The sequence below is a fragment of the Sphingobacterium sp. N143 genome (assembly GCF_030325625.1).
Taxonomy (GTDB): domain Bacteria; phylum Bacteroidota; class Bacteroidia; order Sphingobacteriales; family Sphingobacteriaceae; genus Sphingobacterium.
In genome coordinates, this window is record NZ_JACAIS010000011.1 from 61,088 (window position 1) to 86,813 (window position 25,726).

At 41.0% G+C, this 25,726-nt stretch carries 27 protein-coding genes; 18 read left to right on the forward strand and 9 right to left on the reverse strand.

The features are described from left to right. Nucleotides 1–55: 55 nt before the first annotated feature. From HX021_RS19180 to HX021_RS19190, 3 genes are read right to left on the reverse strand one after another with little or no spacing between them, the layout of a single operon-like run. Nucleotides 56–847 carry a heme ABC transporter ATP-binding protein gene (locus HX021_RS19180; RefSeq protein WP_286592194.1) on the reverse strand — a complete coding sequence of 264 codons (792 nt, stop codon included), beginning with the start codon at nt 845–847 and terminating at the stop codon, nt 56–58. Nucleotides 848–880: 33 nt separating this feature from the next. Continuing rightward, on the reverse strand, nt 881–1,912 hold the full coding sequence (locus HX021_RS19185; RefSeq protein ID WP_286592195.1) for a FecCD family ABC transporter permease: 1,032 nt from the start codon (nt 1,910–1,912) through the stop codon (nt 881–883). A gap of 5 nt (nt 1,913–1,917) precedes the next feature. Continuing rightward, nucleotides 1,918–2,775, reverse strand: a complete 858-nt coding sequence (locus HX021_RS19190) for a heme/hemin ABC transporter substrate-binding protein (protein ID WP_286592196.1) — start codon at nt 2,773–2,775, stop codon at nt 1,918–1,920. Between the two features lie 310 nt (nt 2,776–3,085). Between HX021_RS19190 and HX021_RS19195 the strand changes: the two genes are divergently transcribed. From HX021_RS19195 to HX021_RS19255, 13 genes are all read left to right on the forward strand, one after another. After that, nucleotides 3,086–5,464: a TonB-dependent receptor gene (locus tag HX021_RS19195; RefSeq protein ID WP_286592197.1), complete on the forward strand. Its 2,379-nt coding sequence runs from the start codon at nt 3,086–3,088 to the stop codon at nt 5,462–5,464. 36 nt (nt 5,465–5,500) lie between these two features. Beyond that, complete coding sequence (locus HX021_RS19200; RefSeq protein ID WP_286592198.1) at nt 5,501–6,262, forward strand: HmuY family protein; 762 nt, start codon at nt 5,501–5,503, stop codon at nt 6,260–6,262. Nucleotides 6,263–6,284: 22 nt separating this feature from the next. Then, the gene (locus HX021_RS19205) at nt 6,285–6,872 is read left to right on the forward strand and encodes a hypothetical protein (RefSeq protein ID WP_286592199.1); all 588 of its coding nucleotides are present in this window, start codon (nt 6,285–6,287) and stop codon (nt 6,870–6,872) included. A gap of 243 nt (nt 6,873–7,115) precedes the next feature. After that, the gene (locus HX021_RS19210) at nt 7,116–7,904 is read left to right on the forward strand and encodes an HmuY family protein (protein WP_286592200.1); all 789 of its coding nucleotides are present in this window, start codon (nt 7,116–7,118) and stop codon (nt 7,902–7,904) included. 123 nt (nt 7,905–8,027) lie between these two features. Beyond that, entirely contained in the window at nt 8,028–8,738 is a 711-nt protein-coding gene (locus HX021_RS19215) for a hypothetical protein (protein WP_286592201.1), read from the forward strand. A gap of 87 nt (nt 8,739–8,825) precedes the next feature. Continuing rightward, nucleotides 8,826–9,629: an SGBP N-terminal domain-containing protein gene (locus tag HX021_RS19220; RefSeq protein WP_286592202.1), complete on the forward strand. Its 804-nt coding sequence runs from the start codon at nt 8,826–8,828 to the stop codon at nt 9,627–9,629. Between the two features lie 83 nt (nt 9,630–9,712). Further along, nucleotides 9,713–10,723, forward strand: a complete 1,011-nt coding sequence (locus tag HX021_RS19225) for an SGBP N-terminal domain-containing protein (RefSeq protein WP_286592203.1) — start codon at nt 9,713–9,715, stop codon at nt 10,721–10,723. A gap of 105 nt (nt 10,724–10,828) precedes the next feature. Next, complete coding sequence (locus tag HX021_RS19230; protein WP_286592204.1) at nt 10,829–11,392, forward strand: biliverdin-producing heme oxygenase; 564 nt, start codon at nt 10,829–10,831, stop codon at nt 11,390–11,392. 734 nt (nt 11,393–12,126) lie between these two features. Then, a complete protein-coding gene (locus HX021_RS19235; protein WP_286592205.1) occupies nt 12,127–12,369 on the forward strand; it encodes a helix-turn-helix domain-containing protein in 243 nt (80 codons plus the stop codon). Then, nucleotides 12,341–12,805: an SRPBCC domain-containing protein gene (locus HX021_RS19240; RefSeq protein WP_286592206.1), complete on the forward strand. Its 465-nt coding sequence runs from the start codon at nt 12,341–12,343 to the stop codon at nt 12,803–12,805. The genes HX021_RS19235 and HX021_RS19240 overlap by 29 nt, the downstream gene beginning before the upstream one ends. Before the next feature lie 9 nt (nt 12,806–12,814). Then, nucleotides 12,815–13,399 (forward strand): YdeI/OmpD-associated family protein, encoded by a 585-nt coding sequence (locus HX021_RS19245; protein WP_286592207.1) that lies wholly within the window; start codon nt 12,815–12,817, stop codon nt 13,397–13,399. 40 nt (nt 13,400–13,439) lie between these two features. Beyond that, nucleotides 13,440–15,077, forward strand: a complete 1,638-nt coding sequence (locus HX021_RS19250) for a sulfatase family protein (protein ID WP_286592208.1) — start codon at nt 13,440–13,442, stop codon at nt 15,075–15,077. A gap of 9 nt (nt 15,078–15,086) precedes the next feature. Next, nucleotides 15,087–16,556 (forward strand): sulfatase family protein, encoded by a 1,470-nt coding sequence (locus HX021_RS19255; protein WP_286592209.1) that lies wholly within the window; start codon nt 15,087–15,089, stop codon nt 16,554–16,556. A 96-nt stretch (nt 16,557–16,652) separates the two neighbouring features. Here the strand turns inward: HX021_RS19255 and HX021_RS19260 are convergent, their stop codons facing one another. The 3 genes from HX021_RS19260 to HX021_RS19270 form a co-directional block, all read right to left on the reverse strand. Further along, the gene (locus HX021_RS19260) at nt 16,653–17,402 is read right to left on the reverse strand and encodes an SDR family NAD(P)-dependent oxidoreductase (protein WP_286592210.1); all 750 of its coding nucleotides are present in this window, start codon (nt 17,400–17,402) and stop codon (nt 16,653–16,655) included. Nucleotides 17,403–17,529: 127 nt separating this feature from the next. Further along, nucleotides 17,530–18,054, reverse strand: a complete 525-nt coding sequence (locus tag HX021_RS19265) for a hypothetical protein (protein ID WP_286592211.1) — start codon at nt 18,052–18,054, stop codon at nt 17,530–17,532. Between the two features lie 38 nt (nt 18,055–18,092). Next, complete coding sequence (locus HX021_RS19270; protein ID WP_286592212.1) at nt 18,093–18,392, reverse strand: hypothetical protein; 300 nt, start codon at nt 18,390–18,392, stop codon at nt 18,093–18,095. A 139-nt stretch (nt 18,393–18,531) separates the two neighbouring features. Between HX021_RS19270 and mazG the strand changes: the two genes are divergently transcribed. The 4 genes from mazG (at nt 18,532) to kdsB (ending at nt 21,875) form a co-directional block, all read left to right on the forward strand. After that, nucleotides 18,532–19,344 (forward strand): nucleoside triphosphate pyrophosphohydrolase, encoded by an 813-nt coding sequence (gene mazG, locus HX021_RS19275; protein WP_286592213.1) that lies wholly within the window; start codon nt 18,532–18,534, stop codon nt 19,342–19,344. Nucleotides 19,345–19,421: 77 nt separating this feature from the next. After that, complete coding sequence (gene trpS, locus HX021_RS19280) at nt 19,422–20,420, forward strand: tryptophan--tRNA ligase (RefSeq protein ID WP_286592214.1); 999 nt, start codon at nt 19,422–19,424, stop codon at nt 20,418–20,420. Between the two features lie 14 nt (nt 20,421–20,434). Beyond that, on the forward strand, nt 20,435–21,052 hold the full coding sequence (locus HX021_RS19285) for a deoxynucleoside kinase (RefSeq protein ID WP_286592215.1): 618 nt from the start codon (nt 20,435–20,437) through the stop codon (nt 21,050–21,052). Nucleotides 21,053–21,128: 76 nt separating this feature from the next. Beyond that, entirely contained in the window at nt 21,129–21,875 is a 747-nt protein-coding gene (kdsB, locus tag HX021_RS19290; RefSeq protein ID WP_286592216.1) for a 3-deoxy-manno-octulosonate cytidylyltransferase, read from the forward strand. A gap of 5 nt (nt 21,876–21,880) precedes the next feature. Here the strand turns inward: kdsB and HX021_RS19295 are convergent, their stop codons facing one another. From HX021_RS19295 to HX021_RS19305, 3 genes are read right to left on the reverse strand one after another with little or no spacing between them, the layout of a single operon-like run. After that, complete coding sequence (locus HX021_RS19295) at nt 21,881–22,786, reverse strand: aldo/keto reductase (protein ID WP_286592217.1); 906 nt, start codon at nt 22,784–22,786, stop codon at nt 21,881–21,883. Then, on the reverse strand, nt 22,773–23,507 hold the full coding sequence (locus HX021_RS19300; protein ID WP_286592218.1) for an FKBP-type peptidyl-prolyl cis-trans isomerase: 735 nt from the start codon (nt 23,505–23,507) through the stop codon (nt 22,773–22,775). Before HX021_RS19300 ends, HX021_RS19295 begins: the two co-directional genes overlap by 14 nt. A 7-nt stretch (nt 23,508–23,514) precedes the next feature. Beyond that, nucleotides 23,515–24,501, reverse strand: coding sequence for a glycosyltransferase family protein (locus HX021_RS19305; protein ID WP_286592219.1), 987 nt, complete (start codon nt 24,499–24,501; stop codon nt 23,515–23,517). Nucleotides 24,502–24,679: 178 nt separating this feature from the next. Between HX021_RS19305 and HX021_RS19310 the strand changes: the two genes are divergently transcribed. Continuing rightward, nucleotides 24,680–25,630 (forward strand): zinc dependent phospholipase C family protein, encoded by a 951-nt coding sequence (locus tag HX021_RS19310; protein WP_286592220.1) that lies wholly within the window; start codon nt 24,680–24,682, stop codon nt 25,628–25,630. The last annotated feature ends 96 nt before the right edge of the window (nt 25,631–25,726 follow it).

A 25,726-nucleotide genomic window follows, 5' to 3' on the forward strand; every position in this document is an offset into this window, starting at 1 on the left:
TTATTTATAATCTTTCTAAATAAAAGAATAAAAAACAGAAACAAAAATTGAGTCATTATTCAAGATCTATTTCCATTTCTTCCAACTGAACATATGGTTTTAACGTTCGGGGATTTATTATGACATTAGATTCCACTGAAAAAATAGTATAAATCTCCTTTTGCGCCAGCACCTCTATTGGGGTACCGTGAAAAAGTTTACGCCCGTTTTTGAGCATCAAGATCCGATCGGCATACATGGCGGCAAAATTGACATCATGGACAATTAAGACAACCATAAATCCTTTACGTGCAAGGGCTCTGGCAATCGCTAGTACTTTCTGTTGATAATGCAGATCCAAGGCCGATATAGGTTCATCTAATAGCAATAATGAGTCAGGATTATCCCAAATCTGCGCTAATATACGCGCAAGATGTACTCGTTGTTGTTCCCCACCCGATAAGCTCAGAAACTCCCGGTCTGCAAATGCTCTTACCCCACATAGTTCCATTGTCTCAGCAACCACTTGATGATCATGCAATTTTGGAGCGCCCTTGTAATGCGGATATCGTCCCATTAATACGATTTCCTGTACTGTAAAATTCAAGGTCATCTGTTGCTGTTGGCACAGCATCGCCCGGCATTTTGATAGAGTAACTGCATCATAAGACGCTAATGGCTTTCCATTGAAATGAATCATTCCCGAATTTGGCTTTTTCTCGCCACAGAGTACACCCAGCAGGGTAGATTTTCCCGCGCCATTTGCGCCGAGCACGGCTAAGATTTCTCCTTTCCGCACTTGAAAGGTGATATCTTTTAGTAGCTTTCGACCTTTCAGCTCATAGCTAATCTTTTCTACACGCAACATACTAGATTTTATTTTTTAGGCATCTACCAATTGTTATCTGTCCCTGATTAAAATATACAAAAATACCGGAGTACCCAGTAATGCCGTAATCACTCCTATTGGAAGTTCAATAGGTGCAACCAAAGTACGAGCAATGACATCGGCCAGAATCAGCACCAAGGAGCCCATTAATAAGGATCCGGGCAGAACAAATCGATGATCTGGCCCCCCCATCAGCCGGACAATATGCGGGACAATCAAACCAACAAAGCCAATGATACCTGATACTGCGACCGAAGAGCCTACGGCAAGGGTAGAAAGAACGACTACCCATCTTTTCGTCCGATCTGTCCGCACCCCCAATAGCTCTGCCTGGGTTTCCCCTAATGCCAAAGCATTTAGTGGTTTACCAAAAAATGGCAGTATCAATATCGGCACCAATATAAAAGGTACGACAGCCAACAAGGTATCCCAAGTGCCCCCACCCAAGCTCCCCAGCATCCAAAAAGTGATGGTACGCAACTGCTGTTCCGTTGACATATACGTCATCAATCCTGTTAGTGCGCCTGCAAAAGCATTAATGGCAATTCCCGCCAAAAGCATTGTTGTCACATTAGGGCGCCCATTTTTGCTTGCAATACGATAGACCAAAAAAGCGGTCAAACCTGCACCGGCAAAAGCACCGAATGCTAAAAGGTAGTGTCCAATCCATGCTGAAAGGGATGTAAACAAAAAAGTTTCAAAAGCAATGATCAATACCGCAAAAAGAGAGGCCCCAGATGAGATTCCGATTAATCCGGGTTCAGCAAGTGGGTTACGAAATATGCCTTGAATAGCGGTTCCAGAAATCCCCAACGCCGCCCCCACTAAAAACCCCAAAAATAAACGTGGCATTCGAATCTCAAAAAGAACATCTTCCGGTAGACCCGCATGAACACTAGCATCAAATAGGTGCAACTTCTGCATGAGCATCCAAAAAATATCACTAGCAGGAATATAATAAGCGCCCATTCCCAATGCGATAATACAAATAACCACCAATATTAGGCTCAAAGCCACCAATATTAACTTCTGTTTCTTCTGCACTGCCCTTATTTTGAGTTCATCAATCGTTCAAAACCACGGTGCAATTCCAAAATTGCATCAGGCAATCGATTACTAAAATTGACCAGAAGTGAAGCATTCATAACCAATATACGTTCATGCTTACCAGCCTGGGTGATCCGCATACCGGGTAACTTAAGAATGGCTTCTTTTCCACCTAAGCTATTTGCACCAAAATCAAACATCAATATGATATCCGGATTAGCTTGAACCAATGCCTCTGTGGTATAAGGTTTAAAATCCGAGAATTCTTGTACGGCATTTTTTCCACCAGCAAGCTTGATCATGGCATCTAAACTACTTCCCTTTCCAGCCACACTCATTGTACCTGTACCCCGGGCATACAAGAAAAGTACTTTTGGGGCCTTGCTTCCATTCTTATCCTGATTGACCAATTCCATGATCCGATTCAAGCTTATTTTTGTGCGTGATACCAAGGCTTTGCCTAATTCAGGCTCCCCAACACTGTTGGCTACATCTTGTATATAACGTAATGCCCCTGGAGCAGAATAATGAGGTTTTATTCCAACATATTTCACTCCAGCTGAACGGATCTGTTGAATAACGGTATTGGGCACTTCCCCATCATTTGCAAGTACAATCGTTGGCTTAAAGGACAACAGTCCTTCAGCTGATACCGACCGGTTTTTGCTTACCTTGGGCAAGGCTGCCGCAGCCTTAGGCGATATACTGGTCACATCCGTCGCAATCACCCGGTCACCGATTCCTAGACCATATATCGTTTCAGTCAACGAACTATTCAGTGTAATGATCCGCTGTTGTGCACTTGCCCACCCCCCTAGCTGCAAAAAATAACATACTATGATTACATAAAATCTACTCATCTTTTTCTTTAACACCATTAATAGCACAAAACATATAGACATACCGCCCAGGCTCTGTACCTGAAATTTGTACACAAAACAAATCAATAATCAGTCTAAATACAAATTATTTTCACGTCATTATCATGAATGCACACAACTCCAAAAAAGACTAAAGAACCTGAAATACAAATATTTGAATATAAAAAAAACAAAAATAGAAAGGGACAAAAACCGATTTAAATAGAATTTATGACAGTTTGCATACGACAAAATTCAATAGGATTCCCTTCTTTTGCAACATTATTTAGATTTATTAAAAATAAGAATAGTGCTAAACATCCCCTCTTCCATACGGACATGTATATTGATTGCCTTTTGTGTCAGCCCATTTTTTCTTGTGCGGGCCCAAGAAAAATGGAAGATAACCGGAGTACTAAAAAATGAGGCCAACAAAGCGATATCCAATGCAACCGTTTATCTTTATCCAGACAAGCATGCGCTTAAGACTGATCCAGCTGGGGCTTTTCAATTCAATCAACTTTATCCCGGCCGTTATGAGCTTGTCGTCCATGCATTAGGGTACCAGCAATTCCACCAGATGATAGACCTAGAAGATCATAATCAACAATTGACACTAACACTTAAGGCCGACAATCAGAAGATAGATGAAGTTCAAGTCGATCGTAAATTAGAAGCTGTTGACAACCTAGTAAAAGCTGAAAACGCAGCTATGCCGGTCAAAGTCATTACAAAACGCGAGATTGAACTTATGGGAAGCCGAAGGCTGGATGAAGTTTTGAAGGAACAGACGGGTATTGCTATAGTCAATGATATTGCTGGTGGAGCTCGGGCCGTAGGTGTACAGATCCAGGGTTTTAGCAGTAGTTATGTGATGGTATTAGTTGATGGTCAACCCATGCTCGGCCGTAATAACGGCAATTTTGACCTTTCCCGGATTTCGGTTACTAATATTGAACGCATAGAAATTATCAAAGGTGCCTCCTCCTGTTTATATGGCAGTGATGCGCTAGGTGGCGCCATCAATATCATCACACGTCATGGGGCCCTCACACCACAAGCCCAAGCTTCCCTGCTCTATGGCACATTAAATACCGTCGATGCCACGCTTGAAGCTGAAACACCTTTTGCCAATCAACGGGGCAGTGCTGTTTTTTCTGGCAACTACTACCGTACAGACGGATTTAATACAGACAAACAATACCTCGATTCGAAAAGTACCACCTTTCCTCCTTATGTTAATTACAGTGTTCAAGGGCGTTTGCGGTATCGCAGCAGTAAAAACGGAACATTTGGTCTCTCAAGTAGGTTTGCCGCAAGAGAATCGGAAATGATCAATGCCTGGACTGAAGAAAGAACACTCCAGGACAAACAAAATGACCAGGACATCAACCTATCAGCTAGCTACGACCATCATTTCACATCCGGATTACGTAGTATGACACGTTACTATTTCTCCAGGTTCCATTCACAGATAACAGCACAATGGTTACAACAGGGCGTAGTTGCCAATGCAGAAGAATTTGGACAAAATGTACATCGTCTCGAACAACAGCTTGCCTATAGTCCTGTCCAGCAAGTCAAATTAACGGCAGGCATTGGAGGTAGTTTAGAGTTGATGGACAACCAGGACTTAGATGCCAAACGCTCCCTCAACAGTGCTTTTGCATATTTACAAACCGAATGGAAACCTATGGACCATCTGCTCACGACCTTAGGATTACGCTACGATCAGACCAACGTATATAACGGGCATCTAAGCCCTAGCCTAGGTTTACAGTATCATATCAGTCCGAAGTTATTGCTCAAAGGTGGTGTTGGAGCCGGTTTCAAAGCCCCGGACTATAAAATGCGTTATCAAGTATTTTTCAACCCTGCTGCTAATTATCTTGTTTTAGGTACTGAACGGGTTGCTGATGTGATTGCAGCAATGGATCAGGCCGGAGAACTGAGTTATAAGAATACTTATATGTTGAATTTGGTTGCAGGCAACCTGAAGGCTGAGACCAGTATTTCCAATAATATTGGGTTAACTTGGAGTCCATCCAATAAAATCCAAGCCGATTTTTCCTTATTTTACCACCGCATCAACAACCAGATCAATACCATTAGTGTAGGTAATGGTACCAGTGTCGCGCAAATCTACAGTTACCGAAATCTTCCAAAAGCCATGAATAAAGGCTTTGAAGTTTCATTGAACTATCAGGCCCGCAAAAATTTACAATTTTCTATGGGATATCAATACCTCATCGCTAAAGATTTAAGTGTATTGGATAGCATAGCAGCAAGCAATTATCCCTACAACCAGATCAACGATCCCAGCACAGGCGAGTATAGAGCAAGCAAAAAGTCAGACTATTGGGGCATTGAAGACCGCTCCCGCCACATGATCAACTTTAAAGCCCAATATGAGTACAAACCTTGGGGAGTTCATGTCAATACTCGCATAAATTTCAGAGGGAATACACCTTTTCAGGAATATAATGGTAATCAATTTATGGACAAGTATGACATCTTTATACCCTATCATACCTTGGTTAACGTAACTCTTGAAAAGAGTTTAATGGACCGTAGATTGACTTTTCGTCTGATTGGAGACAATGTATTCAACTTTACCAGCCGCTATTTACTGGGACAACCCGGAAGGGTAATCATGGGAGGTATCAGTTATCGCTGGATCAAGGATTAAATAAAGAGTAGTACACAGAAATTATTGGACAAAACTATGAGAACACTTCACATGATTATAGCTGAATGCAGTATCTGGCTTTCATTTCAAAAAATTGGTCGAGGCATATTTGCCGGGATTCTAGCATTAACACTTGTTTCCTGTGGTAAAGACAAGGATTACAGTATAGGACTAGAAGATGGTAAAAGTATTGTTATCAAAGATCTTGCAGGTGATACCGATGCCGCGATGGGTGAAGGAGTGGAAGGTAAAGAAAAGCGTCCTTTCAACATGTTCCTGTTTCGCCTTAATGACCAAAAACAAATCTGGATCAAAACCAAAGCCGATTCTGCACAATGGTTAAAAACTAAAGATTGGGATCTTGCCTTTACTGGACCTTATAATTCGGAAGTGTTTGTCAACAACGCCAGTGATGAATTCAACCCTGGCTATCAGGGAGAAGCGAGGCAGACTGCTGTGGTTCTACTGAAACAATCTTACCAAAGTGTTACTGTCGCCCCTTCAGATCAAGAATTTGCAGAAAGCAGGAGCGGAAAAATAGGCTGGGCTTCAAATTCCGAGTCATTGGGATGGTTTCAGTATAGTTTGAATACCCATATCATGCAAGCTCTTCCCAACCGCACTTACGCAATTCGGCTTCCAGATGGAAAATACGCCAAGCTGCAACTGATCAACGCTTATAAGGGCAATCCCAGTGCAGTGACCAATATGAACTGGCCTGCCCCCTACTACACTTTTAAATACTATGTACAGGAAGACGGCAGTAAAGACTTAACTACAAATACATTACAACAATAAAATTTACATAAATAAATTAAAAATGAATAAATTATTTACAACGGCGGCACTATTGTGCACATTAAGTCTAGGATTTACTTCTTGTAGTAAAGATGATGATCGAGTGGAAGAAAGAAAACTCAATGATGCAACGGCAACAACTGCAGTAGCAACGATTGAAGTTCCTGCAGGAGCAAAAGTTTTTTATGATTTCAAGACTAATTCCACCCAAGAAGAAGCTCAGAGCATGATAAATCTTTCAGAAACATACGGTTCAACATTACAGAATAGCTCTCCTGAACACTATAAAATGGGTTATTTTGATCAGGAAAACACTTCTGTCGAAAAATTGACATTATCGTCAATTCTGGAGGCTAAAATAGAATTAACAGATAAACTTGGTATTGATGCCTCCAGTGCAGGAGCTCCAGTAAAAGGACCTACATGGATCATCTATGACTATAAAAATAACCACGCCGTTTACCCGACTCCTAATCGTTACATCGTTATCTACAAAGGAGAAAAATTGAGCGATAAGAGTGATGAACTCTATGTCATTCAAGCAGCTGAGGTTACTGCCCTAAGAGGTGATGCCACGTATAATATCAATTTCAAAAAGTTCATAAAATAAACTTTTTTACCTCCATCGCTTAGAAGAAAAAGCATAGAAATCGATATTGAATAAAGAATCAAAAATAATTCATTATTCAATGTCGATATTTTTCAATTATACGGCCATAAAAATTGAAAAACAACGGTCTTTAAAACCAAAAAACATACATAAAATATCATTTTTCATACATAAGTAATAGGTCAAACTCCCTACCTTTACCATTATTTAGAATGATTTTAAATAACACAAGTATCAAACACCATGAATATAAAACGAAAGTGCAACCGATTAACATATATCGCATTACTGGGCATAAGCCTAGCGACGTCTGCCTCCTGTAGCAAATCCGACTCTCCTACCGAACCGGTTGTTGAACCACCGAAAGAGGAAGAGAGCAATGCAGATCTTTTCAATAGATTGGTTCAAGTCCGCAATTTTGCTGCCACTGATAAAAATGATGGCAACAGTGCAGCTCCAACCGTTTATTACAGTTTAGAAACCAACAAAGGTATCCCAGAAACCCACAGACAAACACGTAATTGGGATATTGCCTTTAGTAACATCTTCAATAGCCATGTATCAGGAAATAACGGCTCCAATAACACTAATTTTGGTTATGGCAACAATGCAACTGGAGGCATCCTGATCGTTGAGAAAGCATTCGACGAAGTGATTGAAATCCCCGCTGATTCAGAGTTCAAAGTGATAGGTGACGCAATTGGTATGGATCAGAATGGTGATGAGGGAAATGGAATAGGCTGGTTGCTATATGACTTTTACGGCCGATTGGTTCGTGAGCACGCCGTTCAGAATGAACATGTTGCCTATGCATTAGGAAATGGCCTGACCTTACAAAATGGAAAAGTTATTAAACCCCGGACCTTAATTATACGTACCGCAAAAGGTAATTATGCAAAGATTAGACCGCTGTCCATGTATAAAGACCTCCTTACTGCTGACAAATGGTTTAAAGATTCACCACATGTATTTATTTCTTTTGACTATGTCCTTGCACCAAAAGGAAGTACGACTTTTGAAATAAAGCCCTAATTAAGCACAATTCTTATTCAAAAAAAACCGGATATACGGTCGAGGTACATCCGGTACATTGACTAATTAACAAATAATTTATTAACTAGCCCACTGTAGAAGTGGCAAAATTACGAAAAAGAAATGAAAATCAAATTCACAACTTTATCCATTGCCTTAAGTATTGCCACTATTGGCATGACCGCATCCTGCAAAAAGGATAATGCATTAGCACCTAACCTAGAGGAGCAGTCATTTAGCAAAAGAGCTGTTACACCACCTAGTACTATTGGAGGTACAGTAAATTTTACTGCCGCCGGTACGAAAGGATATTTAAAAACAATTGCCACAGGCACATATGGAGCCCGCAATTTCCATCAGGGTACTGTAGCCGATCAAGTGGATACCACACAATGGAAAAATCCAGCGAGTACCTATTATTACGACTTGATCAATAACGATGGCGGTACATCCAGCAGCTATGATTTTCAATTTAGTGGAACCGCAAATGCTAGCTTGACAGTCAATACGGCAAAATACAATTTATACTACGTAAATACAGCATTTGATGCCGTAACGGCCGTGACTGTTGGTACCCTAATTTCGACAGGTACAGCAGGATCCAATAGCCTCAATGGAACCGGTAACCCGACTAGTGCGGGCTGGTACATTTACAATCTGAGCAATCATATCATGAGCAGTTATAGTCCACGGACTTATATCGTTGAAAATAAAACGACAAAGACGAAATGGAAATTACGTCTAAATAGTGTCTATAAAGACGAAACCCCGAATGCTTCCGTCGCGGCCACCAATTTCCCGTTCATGAGCTTCGATTATAAAAAGTTGAACTAATGACTTCGATTTAGTTTTTTTGATAAGAATTGTAAACATTAAACTCCGGTATCAGAACGACTGATACCGGTTACTTTCCAACCGATCATGAAAAATCATTTATTGACCACAAAAAAATTAGGATGGGCTTCTGTCTGTCTGCTAAATAGTTTATTTATATTATCCTGTACAAAGACCGAAATCCAACCCTACGAAAAACAGCATCTGGCCAGGATCAGCAGTTTCAAAATCGTCAATACCACTACAGAAATAATCGGTGCGATCAACAATGACGACAAGACCATCACAGTGACCCTTCCTGCAGGCCTATATATGAGTAGTCTGGAACCTGAAATAAAGGTAGCATCTGGGGCAGAATTAAAACCAGGAACCGACACGTTAATCACCAATTTGCTGGATTATTTCACCAATGGGCGCAACATTCAGTATCCTGTCACTGCAACAGATGGTAGTACAGCAACCTATACTTTAACTATAAAAAGTGACCAGCCCATCCTCGATGTACAAGAAGTTACCACAGATCCCAACAGCCCAGTATCCTACGATCAAACCTATGGTTTTACTTCAAATTTTATAACCATCAACACCGTCCAACCAAACTATCCTTTTATGGGTATTTATGAAACCGACCTCACCATAGCCAGAGCAAGTCTGGTCGATAAAAACGGTAAAGAATACCCTTTTGAACGTGCCATATCTCAAGTCCCCCCTGGAATAGAAAACGCCTATATTTCATTATTGCTAAATGATATTGAAGGACGGGTAACAGGCACTGGAAGCTCCACAAAATATAATCAAATCCCCGAAGCAGGCGACTACTATATCAAGCTCAGGTATTACAGCCGTGAGGTCACTTTGAAAAATCCGATTCGGATTTTTTACAACAATTAATTTACAACACAGTTCTATGAAGCCCATCGGCCTGTAAACTGGTTTACGAATATTCTATATGACCATTAAAAGTTGTCATCCTTATGAAATCACTATCTACAACATATAAATTACTGGTACCATTGCTCATCTCTGGAATTACACTGTTCTCATCCTGCCAAAAAGAATATGAGATTGAGCCTACCCCATTCACAGAAATCACCTCTTTTAAAATTCCATATCATTCAGGTAGCGACACCATCGTGGCCGCAGTAGCTGAGGGAATAATTTATGTATCCTGGCCTGGCTCATCTGAATGGCCTATTCCAGAGACGGTCTCTCCCATTATCAGTGTTGCTAAAAATGCGAGCGTCAGTCCTGCTTCGGGGACAGCAGTTACATTAAAAGATGGTTTGCAATATCGGGTAAAGGCACAAGACGGAACCATCAAAACATATACCATTAAACTGTCCAATGGGGCTATACTCCCTTCGTTCGTCGACGAAGAAACACCTCTCAACATAACTATCGGTGGCACCTATGCGCTCCAACTGCGAAATCTCGCAGCAGATGGCAGTGATAGTCTTTTTCTTGTTAATGATCAGAATAAATTGTTTAAACTGATCACCGTCTCACAAACACAAATAGGTGGTTTTCAATTTATAGCAGACCAATATGACGGTTCCGGAATCCCGATCGGTGATTACTATCTTCAAGTCAGTAATAAATATCAAATTCCCGTTAGAAGTAACAAAAAGCTAATTAGCGTTACTTCAAATAAGCAGTCCCCCTACCCCTATTTTAATCATAATGGAACCTGGGCGGTCAAACGGGGAGATGTAATCGATATCCCCACACGTCATCTCGTAAAAGAATCAAGTTTCTCAAATATTTATTTCAGTTTTGTCAATGCGGATGGGTATCCGGATCTCTTTTCATTGGAATTTTTAGCACTGTCTAAGGATCTTCGGTCAATACAGGTTAAAATTCCCATGGACGCACCGACAGGAATATCGTCCTCACCCAGTGGTGGGATAATTTTTACCATGAATAATGATTGGAGCACCACATTGATATCCCCTTATTATCCATATCCAATAAAAGTGGTAGAATAATCCAATTCCTATCGTTTTTCATAGATGATAAATCAGAAAACAGCATAAAATTTTGAAAATAAATACGAATCTTTGTATAGAATCGTTATAAATAAAACTAAGAACATGTTACATCAACATATCAAAGAGCAGACACACGCTGCCCATCAAAACGTAGAAGGAACGATTGTGCGTCAATTGAAAAATATCCGTTCGGAAACAGATTATGCCGAAGTGTTAAAAGGTTTTTATGCCTATTTTCGTGCCGTGGAAGATAATATTGCGCCTTTCATCACAACAGAAGTTTTACCAGACCTGAACGACCGTCGCAATTCAACATATATCAAAAAAGATATTGAAGTATTGGGCAGCACAGTGGATAACCTTCCAGAAGCCAATGCCCCTCAAGTGAACAATATTTTGGAAGCACTTGCTTCACTCTATGTATTGGAAGGTTCTATTATGGGCGGCCCCTATATCGTACAGATGCTCAACAAATATGGCATCAATAGCGGGACTTCTTTCTTTGAAGGCTATGGCGACAATAGTCGCGAGATGTGGGCCAAATTTACAGCTGTCTTAAACAAATATGGTGAAGACTCAACAACTTATGATCGTGCGGTAGCAATTGCAAATCAGACATTCTATAATTTCGGTGACGTATTCACCCCTATCGCCAGTGCAAACTAAATCACAATAAGAATGTTTAATCCTTTAAATGGAGCAAAACGACAATAAATCAAAATGGTTAAAGCGCGCCGGAATCGGCGCATTCCTTTTCTTTTTGGTGAAAGGATTAGTATGGCTTGCCGTATTCTTTTTTGCAGCCAAGTCTTGTAATTGGTCACTGTAAAAAACAGCCTTTGTTCATCCACAAAGGCTGTTTTTATGTTAAACTACAATCCAATACACTACTAACCCATTCACTTCATTTTCTTTCCCAATCAATTGAATAAGTCCACAACATTTTTCCAGCTTAAAAAAACATTTGCGCCTTTCCCTTAACGCTTTCACACAGGTAAGCATCTGTACATACCTTATCCTTATCTGAGACAATTATTAAAAAACGTTAAAATAAAATAATATTGCATCGTTTCTTTGATAAGTGTAAATAAAACACTATATTTGTACCATCATAATTTAGGTTTATAATTGGTTATTTAAGGTTTTCATTCTCCCCGTTTGAAAACCTTTTTTTATGCATGTCATTCAGTTTAAAAATCGTTTTTTCCCTTTCTCCTCCTGAAACAAATAAAACAGTCACTAATCTTTCATTATCAATAGGGACAGCATAAAATCTTCTAACGCATACATTTCTCTACATAGATCAACTTTGATAAATACTTCTCATAAGCAGTGGCGAAAAATATAAAAAAATTTGCGTAGCTAAATAACTACACTTATATTTGTAGTCAAATAACTTCATGATGAACTTAAGACGAGATGTTTTTCAAGCTATTGCGGATCCTACTAGAAGGGCAATACTGCTGCTTGTGGCCTCACAATCCATGACTGCAGGTGCTATCGCGGCCAATTTTAATACGGCAAGGCCTACAGTCTCCAAACACCTACAGAACATGTGGGATGATAGATTTAATAAACTGGAATCAATTATGAAAAATTATACCGATCAAACACATGGAAGCAAAGACAAAAATCCAAGCTGAAGAGAACAAGCAAGAAATCATCATTACCAGAGATTTTGATCTACCAGTAGAAATGCTCTTCAAAGCCTACCAAGAATCCGAAATTTTTGAACAGTGGATGGGAACAAAAGTATTAAAATGGGATAATCAAAGACATGGTTCCTATGCTTTCGAAACCTCTCATCAAAACAATGTCGTTTTCAAAGCCAGTGGAACGATCCACGAATTTATCCCCAACCAACAGATCATACGTACTTTTGAAATGGAAAACACGCCATTCCCTGTCCAGCTCGAGTACCTAAACTTTGAAAATGTGAACCAAAATAGCAGCCGGCTGCTCATACAGATCATCTTTCAATCTGTTGCATACCGCAATCAACTCTTACAGCTGCCTTTTGCGCAGGGAATCAATATGGCGCACAATAGGCTTCAGGAAATAGTAAGTAAACTTCATTAAAAAAACTTCATGATGAACCTAAAAACAGAACATTTCTTTGAAAACAGCAAACAGTGGAACGAAGAATTTAATTTATTGCGAGAGATTGTCCGTGAAAACCAATCCCTTGAAGAAGACTATAAATGGATGCATCCATGTTATACCTATTCCGGAAAGAATGTGGTATTGATCCATGGATTTAAAGAGTACTGTGCGCTACTGTTTCATAAAGGGGCTTTAATGCAAGACCCCGAACAGTTATTAATCCAACAAACAGCTCATGTTCAGTCTGCCAGACAACTTCGATTTACCAGCATCTCACAGATCATAGATCTAAGAGACATAATTAAAAAATATATCACTGAAGCCGTGGAAATAGAAAAATCAGGTAAAAAGATCGAAATGCGTAAGGTTGCAGATTACCCGGTTCCAGAAGAATTCAAAAGGGCTTTAGCAGAGGACAATCTGCTACAAACTGCGTTTCAGTCCTTGACACCAGGGCGTCAAAAAGGATATTTATTTTACTTCAACCAAGCAAAACAATCAAAAACACGTGAGTCGCGCATCGAAAAATATTATCAACAGATTCTCGATGGAAAAGGTATCGATGATTAAATAAAGTGTAAATTGTCTATCATATCCACATAAGCTATAAATGAGCAAGCAAGAAGGACATCACGAATTTCATCTTGCCTATCTGGATAAGACATACATTACAAGCGGAATATACATGAAGAAAAAATTACTACTGCTGGTTTGTGGCATAATGCCATTTATCTCGCAGGCACAACAGCAAGCTGACACCACATTACGTCCGAACATCATTTTTATTCTGACAGACGATTTTACAGCTCAGGCATGGGGTACTTATGGTGGAATATTTAAAGATATTGTCAAGAATCCAAATATTGAGCATTTAACGCAACAGGGGGCATTGCTCACCAATGTATTTTGTACCAATTCTATTTGTACACCTAGTCGCGCGGCAATCCTTACCGGACAGTACAGTCATAAAAATTTGGTATATACCCTCGATGATGCGCTGGACCCCAGCAAAGAAAATATCGCCAAGGATTTACAAAATGCGGGGTATCAAACGGCCGTTTTTGGGAAGTGGCACCTGAAAAAGATGCCTTCGGGTTTCGATAAGTTTAAGGTGTTGCCTGGCCATGGTGTCTACCATAATCCAACCTATCTTTCCAAAGACAATTGGAACGACAGTGAAGAAGCAGGCACCCCCTACCAAGGCTATGTAGACGACATTACCACTCAGATGAGCCTCGATTGGTTGACGCAACGAAATCCAAGCAAACCTTTCTTCTTGCTCTGCCACTTCAAGGCAACGCACGAACCTTTTGATTTCGCTGAAAGGTTCAAAGATCTATATAAAGATATTGAATTTCCTTATCCGGCCACCTTTTTGGATTCAGGATCAACCACTACTGGACGTTCTTTTGAAGGGCAGCCCCTAGAAGAGCTGGGCCATCGCTACGAACAAGCCTCCACTGGACCATTCTGGACTTCCTATCCGGAATTACCCTTTTCAACAAAGGGGATGAACCCCATGGAGGCCCGAAAAAAAATCTATCAAAAATTTATCAAGGATTACTTACGTTGTGTGGCCGGTGTAGATGATAACCTTGGAAAGATCATGCAGTACTTGAAAACTGCCAATTTAGACGACAATACGGTGGTTATTTTAGCATCCGACCAAGGGTATTTTCTAGGGGAGCATAATTTCATGGACAAACGCCTAATGTACGAAGAATCGCTTCGCATGCCATTTGTGATTAGCTATCCAAAAGAGATCAAAGGAGGCAGCATACTCCAGGATATGATATTAAACATCGATTTCGCTGCCTTATTTGCGGATTATGCCGGTATAAAAAAACCAGCTTATATTCAAGGGAGAAGCTTCCGGAACAACCTAATGGGGCATACCACCAATGATTGGCGCTCATCTATGTACTATCGTTATTGGCAGCATGCTCCCGCACGTCCCGCTCACCTTGGCGTACGGGATCAACGTTACAAGCTGATCTATTTTTACGGTCAGCCTTTAGACATGACTGGTAGTGACAAAAAGGCGACTTTACCAGCTTGGGAGTTTTATGATTTACAAAAAGATCCCCAGGAGACACACAATGCGATTCATGATAAACAATATATCAAACAGATTGCCCGTTTGAAGAAGAGATTGATCCAGCTTAAAGCCGAAGCCGAAGATACCGATGAAACAAGGCCCGCTTTTCAACAATTGCTGGCCCAAGAAAACTTAATAGACACGCACTAAAACCACAGCATGAATTTTAAATCCATTTCCATAGGTATATTGTCGTTTTGTATGCTGACCGCATCAGCAAAACAAACACCTTTTTCAACCCAACATCAACCTACAGACTCCCCCAACATTATTATTATTTTAATGGACGACATGGGATACGGTGATCCCGTCTGCTATGGCGGGGGTCCTTATCAGACACCCAATATTGATCAATTAGCTTCCCAGGGGTTACGCTTTACTGATTTTTATGTCGCACAACCAATTTGTACAGCTTCCCGGAGTGCCCTGTTGACTGGCTGCTATCCTACCCGGATTGGAATCAGTGGTGCCATAGACCATAATGCCAAATTTGCCTTGAATCCTGAAGAGCAGACCATTGCTGAGCTATTGAAAAGTAAAGGTTATAAAACAGGCATGGTGGGTAAGTGGCACCTGGGACATAAAGAACCCTACCTTCCATTACAACATGGATTTGATGAATTCTATGGGCTTCCATATTCCAACGATATGTGGGCTTATGATTACGAAGGACATAAATGGCAAGATTCAACATTCTGGCGTGCACAGTACCCACCTCTCCCGATCATCGAAGGAAATAAGACCGTAAAAATCATTTCTTCTTTTGATGGACAAGATCAGCTGACCAGCGATTACACCAATCGCGCCGTATCATTTATCAATCGTAACAAGGACAGGCCATTCTTTCTTTATTTGGCACATGCCATGGTCCATGTACCACTCGGTGTCTCAGAAAAGTTTAAAGGTAAAAGTGGCGCCGGGTTATTTGGGGACGTTATGGAAGAAGTAGATTGGTCTGTTGGTCAGGTTATGAAAGCTTTGAAACAGAATAATCTACTTGACAACACCATCGTCATCTTTACCAGTGACAATGGTCCCTGGCTTACATTTGGGAACCATGCGGGAAACACAGGTGGTCTTCGCGAAGGCAAGGCGACAATCTTTGATGGTGGACTGAAAGTCCCCTGTATCATCAGCTGGCCTGGCCATGTCAAACCTGCTACGGTGAGCAATAAACTATTGACTAACATGGATCTTCTTCCTACGCTGGTCAACATTGCCCAAGCAAAGCTGCCAGAGAAAAAAATAGATGGAGTGGATTTCAGCAAACTTCTTCTGGGTGACACGCAAAGCACACCGCGGGACGAGCTTGCCTATTATCACAATAAAAACAATCTCAAAGCAATTCGAAAAGGCAAATGGAAGCTGGTTTTTCCGGCCGAAACCGAAACCTATGAATCTCCGGCTACAATAGGTAGCGACCGCTACCCCGGGAAATATGCCACTATCACAGTACCACTTGCATTATACAATCTAGCGATTGACCCGGGTGAGGATAGAGATGTAAAGGATCAATATCCCGAAGTTGTAAAGCAGCTTCAACAAGTTGCAGACAAATATCGCCATACATTAGGTGATGGCCTACATCAGATGGAAGGTACAGAAATTCGCCCTGCAGCACAATTATAGTGGTAAAAAAGATCCAGCAACAACGAGGCGGGTATACTTCCTACATGGATATACCCGCCTCGTTCTCTTATAGATCACCCAACAAATATAGCCTGTTTAAACAGCCGTGTAGCCACCATCAACAAGATAATATCCACCAGTCATAAAGGAGGATTTATCTGAACTTAGAAACAAGACCAGCTCCGCGACCTCTTCAGCTTTACCAAGCCGGCCAATAGGATGTTTACTGATCAAGGTCTGCACATGCTCCTCATCCAGATGCGCCAGCAAAGGTGTATCAATATACCCCGGACCAACGGCATTGCACCGGATATTTTTTTGACCATACTCCGCACCGATGTTTTTCGTCAGTCCTACCACAGCATGTTTAGCAGCCGTATAAGCACTGGACAGCGGAGCTGCTACTGCACCATGGATGGAGGCCATATTGACAATGACACCGCCGCCATTCTTTTCCATGGCTTCAAGCTGATACTTACAACCATAAAATACACCGTTAAAGTTAATGTCGATCACTTTCTTCCAGCCGTCTAAGCTATAGTCACCGGTAAGTGCGGCCTCGCCTCCAATTCCGGCATTGTTACAGGCGATGTCCAATTTGCCAAAGGTATCTACCGCAAATTGGACCAATGCCTCATTATCGGATGCCAACGAACTGTCTGCCTTAAAGAAGTCCGCCTGTCCTCCTGCTCCCCTGATCTGTTGAACAGCTTCTTGACCAGCCTGTTCATTAATATCTGATACAATCACCTTCGCTCCTGCTTTGGCATATGCCAAAGCAACTGCAAGCCCAATTCCTGAACCAGCACCTGTTACCAAGGCAACTTTATCTGCTAACATATTCATATTGTATAAAATTTTATGATCTATTCAATTTACCAATATTCCTACATACTTCAGTCTGAAAGGCATTTATTTCTATCCAAAAAAGAGACTAAAATGACAATACAAGGTATTTCGCATTCGTATCAAGTTAAAGGATCTGGTCCGGATAATGCATATTATTTAAAGCCGTTTGATGCATATCGACCCAAATATCTTGATAAGGTTGACCCAACAGCCATTCGGGAGAACTACGCATGTCGGCATCTTGATCGTTATTATAAATAGAAGGAAATTCTGCCTCCTTCGCTCGTAATAGAACCACAATTGTGCCCTTCATATGCAGCGGAAGATCTCCTAATACCAGGTTGTAGAAACCCTCCTCAACCAGATCTGGGGTAAACCGTTCCAGGCTATCATAACTTCTTTCCAATTTACCCATCAGTTTTTCCAAATCCTGTGGATAATGACTGCCCACATAAGTCTCAAATAATGCAGTGCCTTTATTATAAAAGCCCTCTTTCATCAAATTCAAAGCTTCATTGCGGTACACCTGCAAAAAGCGATCTGCAGCTGTCCCTACATAATTTCCGTCCAGAGGTTTCCCATCCCGACGTAGCGCCCAAGCTTTAAGTTCTGTAAGTCTTTGTGGCTCGGCAAGTTTGTTTTCTTCCATCTTATTTTAAATTTCTGGATATTAAGAGTTCCAACTTCTTAATGTTCCCTTTCCTTGAGCTCAAGTTGTAATAATATATCCCGTTTCTTCCCCTCGATCAACGACAAATTTCCCGCGACAAACACCCCTTTTTCACCGGAGTTCTTACTGATTCCATATACCGTGGACTCATCATCTGGATCTGAAGCCCCTTCATACCGAAACAAATAATCAATTTTGAACTTGTCCGCATGATCCAGCAGATCATCAAACTCAATATTGTAATCAATAGTATATCCCAAATCATTTAACTTCTCCAGTGCGACGCTAGCCGACGAGTATCCATGCATTCTTTCCATAGCCAATTCCTCTATATTTGATTAAATAATCTTATTTTTATTATAAAACGGTTAATCAGCTTCTTTTGTTTTCGTCAATTTCAAAATAGTTTATTCAAGATCATATTTCTATTTTTGTAGAACGAAAAATCAAAAGCATATGGCAAATCTAACTGCTCCAGCCTATCAGCATACACCTCAGCTCGCTTTCCAGCGTTTACTCGATGTATTATATACCTTGCGGGTTGAATGCCCATGGGATAAAAAACAAACGATGGAGTCTTTGCGCCACTTGACTATGGAGGAAATGTACGAATTGACCGATGCCATCTTGGAACAGGATTATCCCGAAATAAAAAAAGAACTGGGTGATGTACTGATGCACCTCATTTTTTATGCCCGAATTGCAGAAGAAGAAAATCAGTTCACCATCGTGGATGTACTGAATGCCATTTGTGATAAACTGATTACCCGCCATCCGCATATTTATGCAGATACGCATGCCAGTACCGAAGAGCAGGTCAAATCCAATTGGGAGACGATCAAATTAAAGGAAGGTAACAAATCCGTACTTTCAGGTGTTCCTAAAGGCTTGCCAGCATTGGTCAAAGCCTACCGTATTCAGGACAAAGTCAGAGGAGTTGGTTTTGACTGGGAAGATAAAAGACAAGTCTGGGAAAAGGTGGAAGAAGAACTCGCCGAGTTTAAAAATGAATTCAACATCGAAACTACCCTACCCATCGATCAGGAAAAAGCCGAAGCCGAATTTGGTGATCTCTTATTCTCTCTCATCAATTACGCTAGACATATCGGCATCAACCCTGAAAATGCACTGGAACGCACCAATAAAAAATTTATACAGCGTTTTACCTATTTAGAACAAAAAGCTGCAGAAAACCAACGACAATTGCAAGACATGACTTTGGAAGAGATGGATATATATTGGAATGAAGCGAAAAAAATAAAAAAATAAATCTACTTCATTAAAACACCGCTCACCACGTGAATTTAGTTCCACTTTGTCAAATTTATCCGTAAATTCGCAGAAATATGGAAACAGTTGTTAGCGGTATCAGAAGTACCGGAAAATTACATTTAGGAAATTACTATGGTGCATTGAGCAATTTTGTGAAAATGCAAAACGAATATAATTGCTTTTTTTTCATTGCAGATTTACATTCATTAACCACACACCCAACACCCCATGGTCTTCAGGGCACAGTCCGTCAAGTGATCGTAGAATATCTCGCAGCAGGTATTGATCCGGAAAAATCAACAATCTATGTACAGTCCGATGTTCCTGAAGTTGCCGAGCTTTATCTCTATATGAATATGAATGCTTACCTTGGTGAGCTTGAACGTGCTACCGCATTTAAAGATAAGGTTCGCAGTAATCCAGACAATGTCAATGCTGGTCTATTGACCTACCCGGTCCTGATGGCCTGTGACATCTTGATTCACCATGGCACTAAAGTACCTGTAGGAAAAGATCAGGAACAACATCTGGAGATGACCCGTACTTTCGGCAATCGCTTTAATCGTTTATATAATGTAGACTATTTCAAAGAGGCTTTTGCTTTCTCTTATTCGGACAAACTTGTTAAAGTGCCCGGATTGGCTGGACAGGGAAAAATGGGTAAATCCAATGGGGATGCGGACTGCATTTATCTTTCAGATAGTGAAGCTGTGATCCGCAAAAAAGTCATGCGTGCCGTATCTGATTCAGGGCCAACAGAAATGAATCAGGCCAAACCTGAAGCCATCCAAAATCTGTTTGACCTAATGAAAGTTGTTTCCACAGCCGACACCTTACAACATTTTGATGAGCTTTATAATAAATGCGAAATCCGCTACGGTGACTTCAAGAAACAATTGGCAGAAGATATGGTATTGGCCACAAGTGATGTACGTGCGCGTATCGAAGAAATATCTGGTGACGATGCTTATATTGCCAAAGTCGCTAAATTAGGCGCTGAGAAAGCTGGCGAATCCGCACGTAAGACATTGAAAGAAGTTCGAGACATCATTGGTATTAAAAGGTTTTATTAAGCAAGGAAAATAACATGCATATAGCTATCGTAGGAAATATTGGTGCCGGAAAAACAACATTGACAGAACTCTTGGCAAGCCACTTCAAATTTGAACCTCAGTTTGAGGCTGTGGACAATAACCCTTATCTGGAAGACTTTTATTCCGATATGAAGCGTTGGGCGTTCAATCTGCAGATCTTCTTCTTGAACAGTCGTTTTAGACATATCGTCAAACTACAAGAAACAGGCATTGATATGATCCAGGATCGTACCATCTATGAAGATGCTTATATCTTTGCTGAAAACCTATATGATATGGGTTTGATGAGTGCACGCGATTTTGAAAATTATAGCAATATTTTCCAGAGCATCATACACTATATCAAACCACCGGATCTATTGATCTATCTAAAAGCTTCCGTCCCCACCCTGGTCAACAATATTCAAAAAAGGGGACGCGACTATGAGTCCGCAATCCGATTGGATTATTTGTCTAAGTTGAATGATAAATATGACAAATGGATCAATAACTACAAAGAAGGTAAAGTAATGATTCTGGACAAGGACAACCTTGACTTTACAACAAACCCTGAAGATCTTGGTGGAATTATTCAAAAAATAGAGGCCGAGTTATTCGGATTGTTCGAATAATGACAGTGCATACCCCTAAAAGGCCTGTAAATATATGTTTTACAGGCTTTTTAATAAAGTAAATTTGCAAAATATCATGAAGTTTTTAGGTATTATACCCGCACGATATGCTTCCAGCAGGTTTCCTGGCAAACCGCTCATTGTTATCGAAGGGAAGACAATGATCCAACGTGTCTATGAGCAAGTGAGCAAGTCAAGCAGATTGGCCGCTGTGGTCGTTGCTACTGATGATCCCCGTATTGAACAGGAAGTCCTTTCCTTCGGCGGCAAGGTTGTTATGACCTCCGAACACCATCAATCAGGAACTGACCGTTGTGCCGAAGTGATAGCGCAGCTACCGGGGTATGACATCGCCATCAATATTCAGGGAGACGAACCTTTTATTGCCCCTGAACAGATTGACCTACTGGCAAGCTGCTTTGACAATCCTCAGACTACGATTGCGACCTTAGTAAAAGAAATAAAAGAGAACGAAGAATTATTCAATACAAATATCCCTAAAGTTGTCAGAAATCATGCAGGTGAAGCTATTTATTTCAGCCGGCAGACGATTCCTTTTCTACGGGGTATTCCTCAAGAGCAATGGCTTCAAAAGCACCAGTTCTATAAGCATATTGGCATCTATGCCTATCAAGTAGAGACGCTGAAAGCACTGACCCAGCTACCGGTGTCTACTCTCGAAGAGGCGGAAGCCCTTGAACAGTTACGTTGGGTTGAAAACGGTCATACCATCCAGACAGCTGTTACCGTCCATGAAACGGTGGCAGTAGATACACCGGCAGATCTCACAAAAATATTAGCATTGTTTTTTAACAAAAAATAAATGAATTATCGGTGTTCGGTATAATAAAATGACCGGACACCATCCAATAATTCTTTCTTCGCCGTACTGTCCAGTTGTATAATCTGTTCTTTGGTCGCAATCAGTTCATCTAATTGCAATTTGGTACTAATACCTACTACTGCGGTTGCTGTCGCAGGATTCGAAAGTACATAAGATAATGCTCCTTCAGCGCGGCTTTTCCCCATACGTTTCACAAAATTATCCAGATTACGCAGTACATGCGCCACTTCCCCTGAACTATATTGTAGATACGGTTCTATAGGCTTATTCAATAAAACACCTTTGGCCAGTGCTCCCCGGATCAGGATGCTTACCTCATGTTTCATTAATAAGGCATCTACGTCTTCCTCAAGTCTTCTATCCAAAAGGCTATACTGCATCATGACCGTTGAAATAGCTGCTTTCGACAGAAAGGTCTTAATGACATTTGGCCGGATGGAGGATAATCCGTATGCCCGAATTTTTCCTTGTTGCTTCAACAGCTCGAAGGCTTCAATAATTTCATCTATCGGATCATCAATCGTACCACCATGGAGTTGATAAAGATCAATATAATCCGTTTTCAGACGCGACAATGATCCTTCAATAGCTTTCAGGATATACTCTTTGGAAGCTTTCCAGTCCCATCCAGAACCATCCGCACGCCAGAGGTTACCGACTTTGGTCGCCAGTACAATTTGTTTCCGAAAAGCTTGCAGGCTCTCTCCCACAACCATTTCATTCTGGCCTTTGTCATACAGGTCCGCAGTATCGAAAAAGGTAATCCCCTTGTCGAAAGCTTTCTGGATAATATCTTTTGCTTGCTTGGGCTGGTTGCTTTTCAAAGACATACAGCCCAAACCGATTTCCGAAACCATGATCCCGCTATGTCCCAGTCTACGTTGTTTCATTCGCATTGATATCAAGCAATTCTACTTCAAACACCAATGTACTATTGGCAGGGATTTCACCTGTATTGCGATCTCCATAAGCTAGATGGCTAGGTATGAAAAACTTGTATTTAGCGCCCTTTGACATCAGGGGAATTCCAATTTGCCAGCCTTTGATCACGCCAGCCAATGACATTTTTAACGGTTCCTTACGGTCGTATGAGCTATCAAATTGTTTTCCATTTAACAGTGCTCCCCGGTAATGTACGGTCACCTCATCGTTCACTGTGGGCTTGGCACCTTCAGCCGGGGTCAATATCAAATATTGGATCCCTTCCGGGGTCGTGTGCATCCCGGTTACTTTTGCATTTTCAGCAAAAAACTTGTCTTCCTCCGCGCGTCTTGCAGCAGCTTTTTCCGCACGCATATCCATGATTGCCTTTTGGATAACCTCCCTGGTCTGATCCTCAGCCAGCAACGTTTTCTCTCCTTTCATGGCAGCAGCAATGGCCTTTGCGATTACGTCTGTTTTCAGATAATCGATTTCGGTTGATTTTAAAGAATTTCCGATATCCATACCAAAGGCATAGGACACCGAATCGGCCTTATTGATCAATAAATTAGTTGTATTGGACTTGCTGCCTGTTATCGTTTTTTTCTTGACAGCGGTCGACTTTTTCTTTTGCTGGGCAATGCCAGATACGGTTGTTAATGTTAGTAGGGCTAATGCAATATACTTCATTTTTTCTTTAACGGTGCTTTTGCACGATTTCATTTATAATTTCCTGCGTGATATTCGGGTAATCAACTTCAACCCTCGATTTACTGTTGAGCCAAGCCTCAATGGCCAACATGTTCTTTTGTTTCAGACTTGAAATGACAGGAACACCCATTTCCTCTAAAGAAGCCGCATTTAGATGCTGCTCGTATTGATTCTTCATCGGAATGACCAACAGTTTCTTTTTCAAATATAACGCTTCTGCCGGGGTTTCAAAACCTGCACCGCACAAAACTCCAGATGAAGAAGCCATACTGTCGATAAAAGCCTGGTTGTTGATAGGCCGAATGGTCACATTCTTCATCTCAAAAGCCTTGGAATTATGCTTGCTGAAGACATCCCAACGGACATCAGGAAATTTCATCAGGTGCTTTAATAAATGTGCATCATCGTAAGCCGGAAGATACACCGTATAATGTCCTTGGTCCGTGACTGTCAACTCACGAACAGCATTCCGGATCACAGGAGGAAAAATATTTTTTGCATACCTTTTGAAATGAAAACCGTAGGAATGTGTTGAAGGAGCGTAATTTTTCATGATAAACTTACCCAACATATCACTTTCTTCGGGTTTTGGACTCGCAGGATCCAGAGCACCGATCTGATGGCTCAACCCAATACATTCCAAGTCCTTGGAATGACAGGCCCAGGCCGAGATAGGCTCAAAATCATTGATAACCAGATCATATCCCTCAATAGGCAGGCTTTTTATCTCATTGGTAAATTTGCGGATCGTCGAACTCATAAACGTCTTCCATAGATCTACCCCACCCGATTTACCGAAGATAAAACTTAAACCATGAAAACGATATTTTACTTCAAAGGGCAGAGAAAGATCTGCCTGAATCCCACTTACCAATACATCCACTTCTCCCAAAGCTTTCAGACAGGGCACAATGTCCATGGCACGACTAAGATGTCCATTACCTGTCCCTTGTACGGCATACAATATCTTCATAATGATCGCATTTTGCGTTGGCAAATTAATGAATTTTAACGAATATCAATATTATTTTATTGTTTAGTTATGTTAACAGAATATAAATTAACACCCCGAAGATCGATGGTCTGCCCCTTTTTAATTTCCTTTTACGTATATTTATTATCAATAATTTATTAATAACCAATTTACTATCATGAAGCGCCCGCTCCTTTTACCACTTATTGCCATGACCGTATTCATCTGCTGCTCATGGGGATTTTTTGCGCACAAAAAGATCAATCATTATGCTGTTTTTGCGCTCCCATCTTCCTTAGCCAGGTTTTACAAATCGAATATCGATCTGATTACAGAGAAAGCAGTCGATCCCGACAAGCGTTGTTTTATTGATAGTGCAGAGGGTCCCCGGCATTTTATTGACATCGAAGACTACCGGCAAGACCGGCAGGTCGATTCTATCCCTGTACATTGGTCACAGGTCAAAGAAAAGTTTCGGGAACAGCAGCTGCTAAAAAATGGCATTATCCCATGGCAGATCAACTTCACGTATTTAAAGCTTGTCAAAGCATTCCAATCTAAAGATTACAATCGTATTATTAGCTATTCTGCAGATCTGGGGCATTATATAGCCGATGCCCATGTACCTTTACACACAACAAAAAACTACAATGGACAATTGACGGGTCAGTTGGGCATACACGCTTTCTGGGAAAGCCGGCTCCCTGAGATGTTTGCCGACACATATAATCTCTATGTAGGCAAAGCCACCTATATTAAAGACCCCTTGCTGGAAGCATGGCATATTATCCGGGAAAGCAATTTTCTTGTCGATTCAGTTTTAACCGTCGAGGCTGACCTCAATAAGCGGTTTAAAGCAACACAAAAAAATTCATTTATCGAACGGAACAATCAATTGATATGGACCTATTCTGATCGATACGCCCAGGCCTATCACGACGCCATGCAGGGCATGGTCGAAAGAAGGATGCGTAAAACGATCCTACGTGTAGCGTCCTATTGGTATTCCGCTTGGCTGGAGGCCGGCCAGCCTGACCTGACCCATAGCCCCAAAATCAAAAGCATATCCAAACAAGATAGTATTCAAATCCGGGACAAGAAACCCATTGGGCGGGAAGAATGGATGTAATCAAACCGGACCATATATATTATTATGACCGGACTATTTTCATTTCTAGTCAACTCCATTAGTTTTGCGACACAAAATCTATGAAACTGCAGCATT

Bases quoted from the DNA above. Each gene is read 5' to 3' on its own strand.
- HX021_RS19180 (WP_286592194.1), bottom strand. From the start codon at position 847: ATGTTGCGTGTAGAAAAGATTAGCTATGAGCTGAAAGGTCGAAAGCTA.
- HX021_RS19190 (WP_286592196.1), bottom strand. From the start codon at position 2,775: ATGAGTAGATTTTATGTAATCATAGTATGTTATTTTTTGCAGCTAGGG.
- HX021_RS19200 (WP_286592198.1), top strand. From the start codon at position 5,501: ATGAGAACACTTCACATGATTATAGCTGAATGCAGTATCTGGCTTTCA.
- HX021_RS19205 (WP_286592199.1), top strand. From the start codon at position 6,285: ATGAATAAATTATTTACAACGGCGGCACTATTGTGCACATTAAGTCTA.
- HX021_RS19210 (WP_286592200.1), top strand. From the start codon at position 7,116: ATGAATATAAAACGAAAGTGCAACCGATTAACATATATCGCATTACTG.
- HX021_RS19215 (WP_286592201.1), top strand. From the start codon at position 8,028: ATGAAAATCAAATTCACAACTTTATCCATTGCCTTAAGTATTGCCACT.
- HX021_RS19220 (WP_286592202.1), top strand. From the start codon at position 8,826: ATGAAAAATCATTTATTGACCACAAAAAAATTAGGATGGGCTTCTGTC.
- HX021_RS19225 (WP_286592203.1), top strand. From the start codon at position 9,713: ATGAAATCACTATCTACAACATATAAATTACTGGTACCATTGCTCATC.
- HX021_RS19230 (WP_286592204.1), top strand. From the start codon at position 10,829: ATGTTACATCAACATATCAAAGAGCAGACACACGCTGCCCATCAAAAC.
- HX021_RS19235 (WP_286592205.1), top strand. From the start codon at position 12,127: ATGATGAACTTAAGACGAGATGTTTTTCAAGCTATTGCGGATCCTACT.
- HX021_RS19240 (WP_286592206.1), top strand. From the start codon at position 12,341: ATGGAAGCAAAGACAAAAATCCAAGCTGAAGAGAACAAGCAAGAAATC.
- HX021_RS19245 (WP_286592207.1), top strand. From the start codon at position 12,815: ATGATGAACCTAAAAACAGAACATTTCTTTGAAAACAGCAAACAGTGG.
- HX021_RS19250 (WP_286592208.1), top strand. From the start codon at position 13,440: ATGAGCAAGCAAGAAGGACATCACGAATTTCATCTTGCCTATCTGGAT.
- HX021_RS19255 (WP_286592209.1), top strand. From the start codon at position 15,087: ATGAATTTTAAATCCATTTCCATAGGTATATTGTCGTTTTGTATGCTG.
- HX021_RS19260 (WP_286592210.1), bottom strand. From the start codon at position 17,402: ATGAATATGTTAGCAGATAAAGTTGCCTTGGTAACAGGTGCTGGTTCA.
- HX021_RS19265 (WP_286592211.1), bottom strand. From the start codon at position 18,054: ATGGAAGAAAACAAACTTGCCGAGCCACAAAGACTTACAGAACTTAAA.
- HX021_RS19270 (WP_286592212.1), bottom strand. From the start codon at position 18,392: ATGGAAAGAATGCATGGATACTCGTCGGCTAGCGTCGCACTGGAGAAG.
- mazG (WP_286592213.1), top strand. From the start codon at position 18,532: ATGGCAAATCTAACTGCTCCAGCCTATCAGCATACACCTCAGCTCGCT.
- trpS (WP_286592214.1), top strand. From the start codon at position 19,422: ATGGAAACAGTTGTTAGCGGTATCAGAAGTACCGGAAAATTACATTTA.
- HX021_RS19285 (WP_286592215.1), top strand. From the start codon at position 20,435: ATGCATATAGCTATCGTAGGAAATATTGGTGCCGGAAAAACAACATTG.
- kdsB (WP_286592216.1), top strand. From the start codon at position 21,129: ATGAAGTTTTTAGGTATTATACCCGCACGATATGCTTCCAGCAGGTTT.
- HX021_RS19295 (WP_286592217.1), bottom strand. From the start codon at position 22,786: ATGAAACAACGTAGACTGGGACATAGCGGGATCATGGTTTCGGAAATC.
- HX021_RS19300 (WP_286592218.1), bottom strand. From the start codon at position 23,507: ATGAAGTATATTGCATTAGCCCTACTAACATTAACAACCGTATCTGGC.
- HX021_RS19305 (WP_286592219.1), bottom strand. From the start codon at position 24,501: ATGAAGATATTGTATGCCGTACAAGGGACAGGTAATGGACATCTTAGT.
- HX021_RS19310 (WP_286592220.1), top strand. From the start codon at position 24,680: ATGAAGCGCCCGCTCCTTTTACCACTTATTGCCATGACCGTATTCATC.